The organism is Photobacterium leiognathi, from assembly GCF_030685535.1.
In the GTDB taxonomy this organism is placed as follows: Bacteria; Pseudomonadota; Gammaproteobacteria; order Enterobacterales; family Vibrionaceae; genus Photobacterium; species Photobacterium leiognathi.
Genome location: NZ_CP131601.1, coordinates 2845521 through 2858716, shown reverse-complemented (window position 1 = coordinate 2858716; position 13196 = coordinate 2845521). Strand labels below are relative to the sequence as shown.

Here is a 13196-nt window from a genome sequence, read left to right as displayed (position 1 = left end):
TATCGATCTTAGTCTATTGGGATTATGCCCAGCCGTTATTACGCTTACGGCGACGTGGGATAATGTGTGGAAGCACAAGGCCAAATAGAAGACCTGCGCCAGCCACTAAACCACCATAAGTGAACCACTTCATTAGTAGATCATCTTTTTGGGTATCGATTTTAGCGCGTAGTTCACGAATTTCATCTTGAGATGATGATAACTCGCTTTGTAGTTTGTTATTACGCGTTTCTAGATCGTTAATTTGGCTGTTACGTTGTGCAAGTGTGTTTTTAAGACCTGCGTTTTGCGTATCGCTTGATGTTAGCGCTTCTGCTAATTTTGCTTTTACTTCAGTTAATTCAGTTTGTAGTGCCGGAACACGCTCTTTAAGGCCCATTTCATTAGAAACAAACTTGGAATCAACCCAACCACTACGACCACGATCATCCGTAATTTGAGTAAAGCCTGCGGCTTTATTTGAGCTAAGTAGAGTAACTTTTGTACCAGCATCAACGCTACCGATAATACGGTATTGTGTGCCGGGACCTGAATGCATGTAGGTGAATAGGTTGTCTGAGATATAACGAACCTGTTCTGCATTTGCTACTGGCGCAACAGCAGCACAAATAAGTAAACAAAGACTAATGAGGTACTTCACAATCTGATCCTTGGGGAGTCTTAATTTTGTTAAGGTCGTTGATAGTAAGAATTTTGGGAGGAAGGTGCAAGAAAAGAGGGAGGCTAAGCCTCCCTCTTTTGAACCTGTGCCACTATTTAACCAAATACGGCTTGCATAATGTAGAAGAAAATGACAGCAAGTAGCGCACCTGCTGGCAGGGTAACAACCCATGATGCAACGATGTTACGAACAACACCTAGATTTAGTGCAGCGATACCACGAGCAAAACCAACACCTAAAACCGCACCAACAAGCGTTTGTGTGGTTGAGATAGGTAAGCCTGTACCTGATGCTAAAACAACCGTTGATGCAGTTGCTAACTGAGCAGCGAAACCACGGCTTGGTGTTAACTCTGTAATACCTGTACCTACGGTAGCCATTACTTTATGACCAAGTGTTGCTAGACCGATAACAATACCGATACCGCCAAGTGGAAGGATCCACCATGCAATTTCACTTTGTGCCGCAATTTGACCTGAATGCTCGATTGTAGAAACAATCGCAGATAGAGGGCCAATTGCGTTAGCTACGTCATTTGAACCATGAGCAAATGCCATTGCACACGCTGTTACAACCATCAATACGCTAAATACGCTTTCTACGCCTGCATAACCGTTGCTATCAACAGAAGAGCCGTCATCAGTGTATTTACGTTGAATGTAGAAGTAACCAGCAACCATCACGATAAGTGATACTACAAGTGATGCTACCCATGCTTCACCATTTGTTAGATGCAAACCTACGTGCTTTAGACCTTTCTTAATTGTTACCAATGCAATGACCATCGCAGTGATAAACATGTACATAGGAACAAAGCGCTTTGCATTTATAAGCGGTGTATCTGTGTCAAAAATTAACTTTTGTGCACTGATAAAGATGAGGTAAGCAAAAATACCTGCGATAAGAGGTGTAATTAACCAGCTACCAACAATACCTTGGATTGAGTGCCAATCCACTGCATTGGTACCAACAGACACACACGCAAAACCGATGATAGCACCGATGATTGAGTGGGTCGTTGATACTGACCAGCCCATATAAGAAGCGAGAAGTAGCCATGTACCAGCAGCAAGAAGCGCTGACATCATGCCATAAACGAGCGTTTCAGGATGGCCTGCATACAGTGAGGTTTCGATAACACCTTTACGGATAGTATCGGTTACTTCACCACCTGCAAGATAAGCGCCTGCAAATTCAAAAATCATCGCAATGATGATCGCTTGTTTCACTGTTAACGCTTTTGAACCAACTGAAGTACCCATGGCATTAGCAACGTCATTCGCACCAATACCAATCGCCATCAAAAGACCAAAAATAGCTGCCACTCCAATAATCAGAGTGCCGTAGTTAGCCAGGATTTCCATTGTAAAACCTTGTTTTTGTTAATTCTCGTTATTAAGAACGCGAAAGCATAATTTCTAAACGTGAGCCAACACGCTGTGCTTGATCTGCAATAGCGCCTACCCACTCGAGAATCTTATACAGGAACATGACATCCACCGGGCTGTGTTGGTCTTCGATGGACATAAGTTGTTGGCGTAATGCAATCTGCATAGAATCAGTGTCATCTTCGATAACATCTAGCTGATTGATCATTTCGGCAACAAGCGTCACTTCTCTGCCTTTGAAACCAGTCTCTAATAACTCATCTAATTCGTTGATCACACGACGAGCTTGATCAGCTGCGTCTAAACAACGTTGAACATAAGCAACAAAGTCTGGGTACATGACTGCAGGGATTTGTAGCTTACGACCTAAGACACGACCTGCGATATCTTTAGAGAGGTTTGCTAGTTTATCCTGCTGGGTTAACAGTCCAAGCATGTCAGTACGATCTACTGGCATGAAAAGACCACGAGGAAGCTTCAGACGGATCTCACGCTTAAGCACATCCGCATCTTTTTCAAGTTGCGAGATCTGTTCGCGTAAAACGGCCGCCTTTTCCCAGTCTCCAGCATTACATGCTTCGAAGAACGGGATAAGCAAGTCACAACATTCATTTACGCGAGTAACATGACGTTGTAGCGGTTTGATTGGGGATTTTGCAAAGAGCCCCATAATTGTATTTACTGGCATAGCCGATCAACCTAGAGAGCGCCCTAATAAAGGCTAAATCTTGAGCGATGGTCATTGAAGCGCGCATGTTAACGTATATGTGAGTATAGTGGAACTAATTTTGATCAAGGTTTTATCGATATTTCTGACTTGCCCTTGAGCGCATAAGCAAATATCCTTGGATTGCCACTGTTTATAGGTATAACTATGGAAACCGAGATAGAACTGAAGTTTATCGTCTCACCGGAATTTTCAAGCCAGTTATTAAGCAAAATAACGGAAGCGAAAATTCTGCAGCAGAGTAGTCGAGAATTAGGTAATACTTACTTCGATACGCCAGACCAAATATTACGTCAAAATGATATTGGCCTTCGGGTTCGTCGTTTTGATGATGTTTCTGTGCAAACATTAAAAACTGCAGGTCGGGTTGTTGCTGGTTTACACCAGCGCCCTGAATATAATGTAGAAATTGATGGTGATGCACCTACTTTGTCATTGCATCCTGCTGATGCATGGCCAGACCATTTTGATGTTGTCGCGGTTCAGCAACAGATCAGACCGTTATTCTCTACCGATTTCACTCGCCAACAATGGTTGGTTGCAATGCCTGATGGTAGCCAAATTGAATTGGCTTTCGATCATGGTGAAGTACACGCTAATGGCAAATCATCACCGATTTGTGAAGTGGAATTGGAGTTAAAGTCGGGTCAAACCGATGCCTTATTTACGCTTGCACGTGAACTTTGTGCTAGTGGTGGTATGCGATTAGGTAATCTTAGCAAAGCGGCCCGTGGCTACCGCCTAGCAGCAGATTATCAAGGCGATCCCGTTAAACCATTAGAGAATGTTGCAACGACAGAGCAAGATACGGTTGAATCAACGTTTATTAAAACGTTAGAACACGCGCTAGAGCATTGGTTATACCATGAGCAAATTTATACTGAGTGCCAAGATCAACAAGCGTTGGTACAAATTTCCCAATCACTAAGCCTGCTTCGTCAAACCTTTGCAACTTTCGGTGGCATTATTCCACGTCGAGCGAGTGCGTTATTACGTCAAGAACTGCAGTGGTTAGAAGGTGAACTGTCGTGGCTTGAAGAAGCGAACAGTATCGACGAGCTAACGGAAGATAAGTCTTATGTACTCCGTAAGCTTAATGCTCGAAAAGCACTTCAGACTCAACTAGAAGCCCGTTATGAGCAATTGCCAGATGGCGAAGACATGTTGCGTCTGATGAACTCTGCTCGTTATTGTGGGTTATTACTTGATTTAAGTCGTTGGATTTTAAGTCGAGGTTGGCAACCATTCCTTGATGATAAAGCGCGCGCTAAATTATTAGGCGCAGTCAAGCCTTTTGCGGATAACGTATTATCTCGCTCGTGGAGTGAGTTGCTCGAGGTTTTTCCAGCAGAGCGTCAATTGACGCGTTCTGATTATATTGATCAGAAATCTCGTCTACAGCGTAATCTGATGTGTGGTTTATCTTTTGCGGAGCTTTATGAGCCTGAATTGCGTAAAGTTTTCCGTATGCCTTGGTTTGATTTATTACAAGGTATTGAAGATTTATCTGCGCTCGAGCCTATTCGCCAACTGCTAACTTCATTTGAAGGTGAAGATTTATTGCAGATTGAGAAATGGCTACAACGTCAGAATGAATCTCTGATCCATGCAATGGATCAAACGCGAAAGATGAGTATTGAATTAGCGCCATATTGGCCTTAATCAAACTTGCTTTTAAAAGCCCAACTAGGACTGCTTAGTTGGGCTTTTTTGTCTCTGTTGATTCTTGTTTTCTGTCTGTGATTGCTGATCTAACTTAGCCTCAAGACGTTCTAGCCTAGCAAGTAACACCTGTTGGTTAGCAAGCATTTCACGCCATTCCTTTCGGTGTTCTTTTTCTTGTTGTGCTTTCTCGTGTTGAGGATCAGAAATGACGGAGCTGATCAAGCTTACCACCATACCAAATAAACCTACCCCACAAATGATGATCCCTATCGCGATGATCCGACCGAGTGTTGTAACCGGATAATAATCACCATAGCCAACCGTCGATATGGTGACAAAGACCCACCATAATGCATCGCCTGCTGTGTGGATATTGGCATTCTCCACCTGACCTTCGACAAATAAGATAGAGGTTGCACCGATAGTAATAAGTACCGTCAGTAGTAAGAAAATGGATGCTAATGTTGTTTCGCGGCGGTTATTGATCATTTGGAAGTAAATCTGCTTACTCGATCGGAGTAAACGGAAAACTCGCAGCACTTGAAGTATGCGCATAAAACGCAAAGGCTCGATGGCTGGAATACTCGCAATGAAGTCAGGCCAATGCTGTTTTAAATAGGCTGACTTCGAGGAGCTTCTTGATAAATCAAAGAGTAATTGGCACCAAAAGATCAGGCAGATGAAGGTATCAATGGCTAAGAATATATGAAAAGTCGGTTCATTTTTATTTAGAAAAAGCGTGGCAGTTACTAAGGCTAGTGATGCTATAGAAAGCACGACAGCCATTAAGCTCATGGGATGTAGCTCATGTTTTTCGTCATCTATTACTTTCATCATTAAGGTCTTTATTGCCTTTGCCGATATAGTGCTATTGAACAAACAATAACAAATTTATTCACATTTTATTGTGTTTTCTCTTTCACATTTTGGCTAGGTATGAGGAAGTGCAATCCGGAGGTTCTACATGGCAATAATGACAGTAACACCATGGGAAAAAGGATTAACCAATATTCGGCTGGTACCCAAACTGATCTTATTAATGGTGTTTAGTACTGTCTTGTTGATTGGTAAGCAGTTATGGGATGCACAAACGTTTTATTCTGCAGTATTACAGGTTCAACAAGATAGAGCGAAAGAGCTTGCTATATCTCATGCCCATCAATTAAAAGCGATGCTGCAAGCAGGGTTAAACCAAGATGCGCTAGCGTCCTCATCTTTGACCACAGCACAAGATGCTTATTTTTATGTGCTAGATCCAAAAACTGGCAAGGTGTTTGGTCACCCACAAGCCACGAATGTGATGCAATTAAATGCTGAGACTGAAAGTAATCAGCCGTTATCAACGTTATTGAACAATTTAACCTCGTCTTCTGCAATTACGTTGTCAAAAGGGCGCTTTGAGTATGCTGAAGTACTGCCTCAGTTAGGTTTGCTCGTTGTGGGCTCACAATCCAGTGATGTTGCAAAGGCTTATTACCATCAATACTTATGGCAAATTGCATGGCAAACCGGAGTGATGATTATTGCCTTTATGGTGTTATTACTTGGCGGATCGCGTGTGATGTTGCGTCAAATAGACTATTTAAAGCAAAGTATCCAAAAGCTTGCTCAACGTAATTTAGCAGAGCCTATCATTATGGATTGTAATGATGAGTTCGGTGATTTAGCGCGTGAATTAGAAAAAACGCGACTGCAATTACAAGAGGTATTATTAGCTCAACGCGCAGCGGCAAGTGAGCTATCAAGCTTATCGAATATCATGTCTATCAGCATGGTGGAAACCAAATCATCGGCTCAAGAAGAGTTTGCTGAAATTGATCAATTAGCTTCTGCAATGTCAGAGATGACATCAACCGTACAAACTGTCGCAGAGCATGCTCGCCAAGCGTCTGATGCTACTGTTGGTACTTCAGAGCAAGCAACGCAAGGACAAGAATTCGTTCGTAAAACCATGGGTACAATTGATCAGCTTTCTAATGATATTCGTCAATCAGCAGATGCGGTGAATCAAGTCGAAGAGCGGGTAGAGAAGATTGGTTCAGTGATTGTGACAATCCAAAGTATTTCAGAGCAAACCAACCTACTTGCATTAAATGCTGCTATTGAAGCGGCACGTGCAGGCGATGCTGGTCGAGGTTTTGCTGTGGTTGCTGATGAAGTACGTAACTTGGCACAGCGTACACAAACCGCCACTGTTGAAATTCAAGATATGATCAGTCAGCTACAGCAAAGTGCGCAACAAGCGGTTGGTTTGATGGAGCAAAGTGTAGAAGAAGCGGCGGAAGGGGTCGATTTAGTCACCAACGCAGGTGATGAGCTCGAGAAAATCGTGGCGCAAGTACAGCTTATTAACGATATGAATTTCCACATTGCATCAGCAGCAGAGCAACAAACCACGGTTGCTGATGAAATGAACCAGAATCTAACTAATGTGCGAGAGTTGGTTGAAGCCTCGGTAGTTGTGGTCACAGAGCTGGCAGAAACATCCGATACTATGCATCAACATGCCAATGATTTAGAACATAAAATCAAGGCATTTCAAGTGTAGCTAACCGTCATTAAGTTACTCAATGTTATGTAACTTATAAAATTATTACGCCCATCATTTGATGGGCGTTTTTCTATGCTAAGGTAGATAAAATTCTGTCAGGTTACTTGTTCAAGGAAAGCACATGACTGTCGAAACGCCCGCTCTTTTTCCGACTATTTCTTCTTTTTCTGCTGTGACTGATGCAGCTGATCTTGCTATAGAAAAACTAGCTGAACACCATCCTGACGTATTGGCATTATGGCAAGGTGAAGATCTCGAGGAATTACGTTCCATCCTTGGGTTAAGTGACTTTATTGCTGCGTCACTTGTCAAAGATCCTGAGTGGTTAAGTTGGATGCTAACTCATCGTCATGAATGCGAGCCTGTTTGCTATCGCCAATTGTTAGTTGAGCAATTAGCTAAGATCACTGATGAAGCCGGATTGATGCGTGTTTTAAGACAGTTTCGTCGTCGTTACATGTGTTTAATTGCTTGGCATGACTTTGCAAACACTGTGCCTTTAAAGCAGAGCTTAGAAGCGTTATCGCAGTTAGCAGAAGCCTTGATCATGGAAGCTTACCATTGGCTGTATCGTCAATGTTGTGCTGATTGGGGAACGCCGACTAATGCGCAAGGTGAAGCGCAGCCTATGCTAGTACTTGGTATGGGTAAACTAGGCGGTGGCGAACTTAACTTTTCTTCTGATATCGATTTGATCTTTACCTATCCAGAGAATGGTGAAACTCAAGGTGGGCGTCGATCTTTAGCCAATGCACAATTTTTTACTCGATTAGGTCAGAAACTCATTAAAGCGCTCGATCAGCAAACCTTTGATGGTTTCTGTTACCGCGTTGATATGCGTTTACGTCCGTTTGGTGATAGTGGTCCTTTGGTGATGAGTTATGCGGCACTGGAAGATTACTACCAAGAGCAGGGACGTGACTGGGAACGCTATGCGATGATCAAAGCAAGGGTTATGGGGCGTGAGAGCTTTACTCAGTATCAAGAATTGCGTCAGATGCTGCGCCCCTTTGTGTTTCGTCGTTATATCGACTTTAGTGCAGTGCAAGCTTTGCGTCGAATGAAAGCGATGATCAGTAGTGAAGTTAGACGTCGAGGCCTTAGTAATAACATCAAACTGGGTGCTGGTGGGATCCGTGAGGTTGAGTTTATTGCTCAGTCGTTCCAGTTGATCCGTGGTGGACGAGAACCTAGTTTGCGAGGGCGTGGTCTGCTGCCAACCCTCTCTGCTGTCAGAGAACTAGCGTTGCTTCCAGAGCAAGAAGTGACGGCACTGGAGCTAGGTTACTGTTTCTTACGTCGCTTAGAGAACTTGCTACAAGCCATTGATGATAAACAAACTCAGACGTTGCCAGAGAAAGTGCTTGATCAAGAACGCTTAGCTTGTGCGATGGGGTATCAAGATTGGGACGCTTTACTTGATGCAGTTGATCATCATATGAGTGAAATTCATCAAGTATTTGAGCTGATCATTGGTGCAGATGAGCAAGATGAACAAGTCGAAGTGGATGCGCAATACCATGAATTATGGGCAATGGTACTTAATTATGAAGTATCAGTGGCTATTTTATCTGAGCTAAATGAGTCTGCATCTGTTGAATTAGCCGAGCATTTAATTGGTTTTAAGGCGGAATTGTCGAAACGCACACTCGGTCCTCGTGGACGTGAAGTCATGGCGCGATTGATGCCAGAAGTTTTATCGCAAGTGGTTACCCGTGATGATGTAATTCAGTTATTGCCGCGTTTAACTAAACTGATCATTCGTATTTCGACTCGTACTACGTATTTAGAGTTATTAGTTGAACACCCAGCGGCGTTAAAACAGCTGATCCGCTTGTGTGCGGCAAGTCCTATGGTTGCCGATCAATTAGCGCAATATCCATTACTGTTAGATGAGTTATTAGATCCACAGCATTTGTATAAGCCGACCGAGCTAACGTGTTACAAAGATGAGTTACGTGAGTATCTCGCTCGTATCCCTGAAGAGGATATGGAGCAGCAGATGGAAGCGATCCGTCAGTTCAAGCAAATCCAGTTATTACGCATTGCAGCCGCTGATATTGCAGGTGTATTGCCAGTAATGAAAGTGAGCGACCACTTAACTTATTTAGCCGAAGCGATTATTGCTGCTGTCGTCAATCAAGCTTGGCTACAAATGGCTGAAAAATATGGCGAGCCGAGCCACTTAATTGATCGTGATGGCAAGAGCTTTGGCGTTGTTGGCTACGGTAAAGTGGGTGGTTGGGAGTTAGGTTATGGCTCCGATCTTGATTTAGTCTTTATGCATGATTGCCCTGATAACATTTATACCAATGGACGTAAGGAAATTGATGGTCGTCAGTTTTACTTACGCTTAGCTCAACGCATTATTCATTTGTTCTCTACTCGCACCGCATCAGGCGTGTTGTATGAGGTTGATATGCGACTTCGTCCATCCGGTGCATCGGGCTTACTTGTCAGTACTGTGAATGCATTTGCCGAGTATCAGCAGCAAGAAGCATGGACATGGGAGCACCAAGCGTTAGTGCGAGCACGTATGGTTTACGGCGATCTGCAATTAAAGCAAGCGTTTGAAGCTGTGCGCTTACAAGTATTATCAGCGTCTCGTCATTCAGAGGAGCTTGCGACTGCTGTTGCTGAGATGCGAGTTAAAATGCGTGAGCACTTGGGCAAGAAAAAAACGCAGATGTTTGGCTTAAAACAAGACAAAGGTGGGATCACTGATATTGAGTTTATCGCACAGTACTTAGTGCTTGCTCATGCTGCTGATAAGCCAGATGTTACCCGTTGGTCAGACAATATTCGTATCTTCTCATCCATGGTGCAGTGTGAGTTATTGTCAGCGGAAGATGCCAAGCTTTTACAACAGGCATATTGTGAGATGCGAGATGAAATACATAAACTTAACCTATTAGGGCTAGATGCTTATGTACCTGAAACACAATTTGTAGATTTACGTCAAAACGTCAGTGAGATTTGGCAAAAGCTCTTAATATCATCCAATAGTGATGATAATTAATGGAATAACATTGTCCTGATGCATCTTAATTTTAGTTTATGCTAGTATCTGAGCGTTTTCACATTCCCGGAGAAAAAAATGAAACTGACCCTTCCTGATTATAACCAAGCAGGTGTGTTGATTGTTGGTGATGTTATGTTGGACCGTTACTGGACGGGACCGACTGGTCGTATTTCCCCAGAAGCACCTGTACCTGTAGTAAAGGTTGATCAGATTGAAGAACGCCCGGGCGGCGCAGCTAACGTTGCAATGAACATTGCAGCTTTAGGTGGTCACGCTAAATTGGTAGGTTTAACGGGTATTGATGAGCCAGCTAAAGCGTTAACGGAAAAACTTTCATCATTGAATGTTTTTTGTGACTTTGTTTCTCTTCCTGAGTACCCAACCATTACTAAGTTACGTGTGATGAGTCGTGGTCAGCAGTTGATCCGTTTGGACTTTGAAGAAGGTTTCCATAACGTCGATCCTGCACCAATGTTAGCACGAATGAAGCAGTCATTGGCTGATGTGAAAGCGGTGATTTTATCGGATTATGCGAAAGGTGCGTTAGAGCATGTACAAAGCATGATTCAATTAGCTCGTGAAGCTAGTGTACCTGTATTGATCGATCCTAAAGGTTCTGATTTTGAACGTTATCGTGGTGCAACCTTATTAACACCTAACTTATCTGAGTTTGAAGCGGTGGTGGGGAAAGTAACATCAGATGAAGATTTAGTTGAGAAAGGTCTAGGCCTTATTGATAAATTTGATTTTGAAGCGCTGTTAGTGACTCGCTCTGAGCACGGTATGACGTTACTGCAAAAAGGCCAAGAGCCACTGCACATGCCAACGCAGGCACAAGAAGTGTATGACGTAACAGGTGCCGGTGATACGGTAATTTCTGTGCTCGCTGCTTCTTTAGCAGCAGGTAAATCGTTATCTGATTGTTGTAAGTTAGCTAATGCTGCAGCAGGTGTTGTGGTTGGTAAACTAGGTACATCAACGCTATCTACCATTGAATTAACTAATGCGATTCATGGTAGCCAAGATAGTGGCTACGGCGTTATTTCTGAACCTCAGTTGATTCAAGCAGTAAAAGCGGCACGAGCACGTGGTGAAACTGTGGTTATGACGAACGGTTGTTTTGATATCTTGCATGCTGGGCATGTCGCTTACTTAACAGAAGCGGCGAAATTAGGCGATCGTCTCATCGTTGCGGTGAATTCTGATAGTTCAGTGAAAGAGTTAAAAGGCCCCGGTCGTCCAGTAAACCCAGAAGATCGTCGTATGGCTGTGTTAGCCGGTCTTGGTGCGGTCGATTGGGTAGTACCATTTACCGAGCAAACCCCACAACGCTTGATCAGTGAAGTGCTACCAAGCCTTCTTGTTAAAGGCGGTGACTATAAGCCTGAAGACATTGCTGGTGGTAAAGAAGTGATTGCTGCTGGTGGACAGGTACTGGTGCTGAACTTTGAAGATGGTTGCTCAACCACTAAGATTATTGAAGCGATCCGTGGTGGACGTGGTTAAGACGTTGATTATGATTGCTTAGTAGCAAAACTACAGATAATAAAAAAGCGCCGAGAGGCGCTTTTTTGTTTTTCGTGTTGGTTAAACAAAGTATTAGTTTTGTACTAAGCCTTTGTTGATATCAACGATATCTTGCTCACTTAGCGTACCTACGGCTTGTTTTAGCTGTAGTTGAGCAAGAATGTAATCGTAACGTGCATTCGCTAATTGGCTATTTGCCTGGTATAGACGACGAGTTGAGTCTAGTACGTCAACAATGGTACGTGTACCTACATCGAAACCTGCTTCTGTTGCTTCTAATGCAGATTTTGCAGAAATCACAGACTGTTGGTAAGCGTGAATAGCACCAATTTGTGCATTGATGTTGTTGTAGTAGTTACGTACATTTTTTACAACAGTACGGTATTGGCCTTCAAGCTCTTCGCTTGCAGCAACATAACTGTATTGAGCCTGTTTAACTTGCGATGTTGTATTACCGCCGTTGTAAACAGGGAGGTTCATTTTAATACCAGCAGTTAAAGTACCTTCATCAACTGCAGGCATTGCTGTTTTATCGTAGCTATAGCCTGATTCAAAAGATAACGTTGGTAGGTGACCTGAATCAGCAAGAGAAATCTTATCACGAGCAACATCTTGACCAATACGAGAAGCTAATAGGGTTAGGTTCTCTGTTTGTGCTGTTTTCACTAAAGAATCTGCAGATTGTGGTAATTTACTTGCTGCAAATGTCTTAGTGTTTAGAGTGTCAATTGATGTGTAATCTTGACCTGTGATTTCACGTAGTGCTTCGTAGCTATTCGCCACTTCGTTTTCTTTGATGATCACGTTAGCAAGTACGCTATCGTATTGTGCTTGAGCATCATGGACGTCAGTAATGGCAGATAGACCCACTTCAAAGCGTTGTTTTACTTGCTCTAGCTGACGACCTACCGCTGCTTTTTCAGCTTCTACGAATTTTAAATCATCTTTTGCTTTTAGCACGTTGAAGTATGCTTCTGAAACGCGAAGGATCAAACCTTGTTGTTGTACAGCATAAGCAGCATCACTTTGGCGAGCCTCTTTTTCTGAAATATCTAAGTTAATCCAGCTTGAACGATTGTAAATTTCTTGAGTTAAAGCAACACCCGCATTAAAACCGTCTTGTTTGTTCTTTGCATCAAGATGGAAAGTATTGTAGCCCGCCGTTAAGTTGATTTGTGGTAGCAAGGTACTACGAGATGAATTAATTGCTTCAAAGGCTGCATCTTTATCTGCCGCGGCTTTTAGCAGTTGTGGATCATTTTGTTTCGCTTGCTGATAAATTTGTGCGAGATCATCAGCAAATGCTGATTGACTGAGTGAGCCAAATGCAAGGCTGATAACGATTGGAAGCAATTTTTTCATGGATGCCTTTCCTGGTCTTGCTGACAAAAATGAGTGCAAAATAAAAATATAGAGACAGTTTACCTTAACCTGCCTTGCTTGAAACTGATCATTGCAAATATTTACGTAAATAAAACGGTTTATTTTTCATTTATGCTGCTTGCGAATTATACAATACACCACGGAGATTAAAAAAAGGTGTAAGGTTTATCAAATTTGTTGAAGTAAATCATTGCTGATAAAGCAATTGAATGAAAAAATAGTCAATCTTCTCTGCTTTTTTAGGCTGTAAATTAATTATTGCGACTTGGCAC

The 13196-nt window shown here is 42.7% G+C and carries 9 protein-coding genes; 4 read left to right on the top strand and 5 right to left on the bottom strand.

Translation table 11 applies throughout. From position 1 onward, the window contains the following. Positions 1–22: 22 nt before the first annotated feature. From Q7674_RS19870 to Q7674_RS19860, 3 genes are all read right to left on the bottom strand, one after another. On the bottom strand, positions 23–640 hold the full coding sequence (locus Q7674_RS19870; protein WP_008989794.1) for a TIGR04211 family SH3 domain-containing protein: 618 nt from the start codon (positions 638–640) through the stop codon (positions 23–25). 116 nt (positions 641–756) lie between these two features. Further along, positions 757–2025, bottom strand: a complete 1269-nt coding sequence (locus Q7674_RS19865; RefSeq protein WP_045063555.1) for an inorganic phosphate transporter — start codon at positions 2023–2025, stop codon at positions 757–759. A 31-nt stretch (positions 2026–2056) separates the two neighbouring features. Then, positions 2057–2737: a TIGR00153 family protein gene (locus tag Q7674_RS19860; protein WP_008989792.1), complete on the bottom strand. Its 681-nt coding sequence runs from the start codon at positions 2735–2737 to the stop codon at positions 2057–2059. 186 nt (positions 2738–2923) lie between these two features. Between Q7674_RS19860 and Q7674_RS19855 the strand changes: the two genes are divergently transcribed. After that, a complete protein-coding gene (locus Q7674_RS19855; protein WP_045063557.1) occupies positions 2924–4438 on the top strand; it encodes a CYTH and CHAD domain-containing protein in 1515 nt (504 codons plus the stop codon). Between the two features lie 24 nt (positions 4439–4462). Here Q7674_RS19855 and Q7674_RS19850 read toward each other — a convergent pair whose 3' ends face one another. Further along, the gene (locus Q7674_RS19850; protein WP_305424167.1) at positions 4463–5275 is read right to left on the bottom strand and encodes an ion transporter; all 813 of its coding nucleotides are present in this window, start codon (positions 5273–5275) and stop codon (positions 4463–4465) included. A 130-nt stretch (positions 5276–5405) separates the two neighbouring features. On the opposite strand from Q7674_RS19850, the gene Q7674_RS19845 reads away from it, so the two are divergent. The 3 genes from Q7674_RS19845 to hldE all read left to right on the top strand — a co-directional run bounded on the left by Q7674_RS19845 (position 5406) and on the right by hldE (position 11520). Then, positions 5406–6989, top strand: coding sequence for a methyl-accepting chemotaxis protein (locus tag Q7674_RS19845; RefSeq protein ID WP_045063558.1), 1584 nt, complete (start codon positions 5406–5408; stop codon positions 6987–6989). A 124-nt stretch (positions 6990–7113) separates the two neighbouring features. Further along, complete coding sequence (gene glnE / locus Q7674_RS19840) at positions 7114–10011, top strand: bifunctional [glutamate--ammonia ligase]-adenylyl-L-tyrosine phosphorylase/[glutamate--ammonia-ligase] adenylyltransferase (RefSeq protein WP_045063560.1); 2898 nt, start codon at positions 7114–7116, stop codon at positions 10009–10011. A 78-nt stretch (positions 10012–10089) separates the two neighbouring features. Continuing rightward, complete coding sequence (hldE, locus tag Q7674_RS19835) at positions 10090–11520, top strand: bifunctional D-glycero-beta-D-manno-heptose-7-phosphate kinase/D-glycero-beta-D-manno-heptose 1-phosphate adenylyltransferase HldE (RefSeq protein ID WP_045063562.1); 1431 nt, start codon at positions 10090–10092, stop codon at positions 11518–11520. Positions 11521–11613: 93 nt separating this feature from the next. On the opposite strand, the gene tolC is transcribed toward hldE, so the two are convergent. Then, the gene (tolC, locus tag Q7674_RS19830) at positions 11614–12903 is read right to left on the bottom strand and encodes an outer membrane channel protein TolC (protein WP_045063563.1); all 1290 of its coding nucleotides are present in this window, start codon (positions 12901–12903) and stop codon (positions 11614–11616) included. Positions 12904–13196 lie beyond the last annotated feature (293 nt).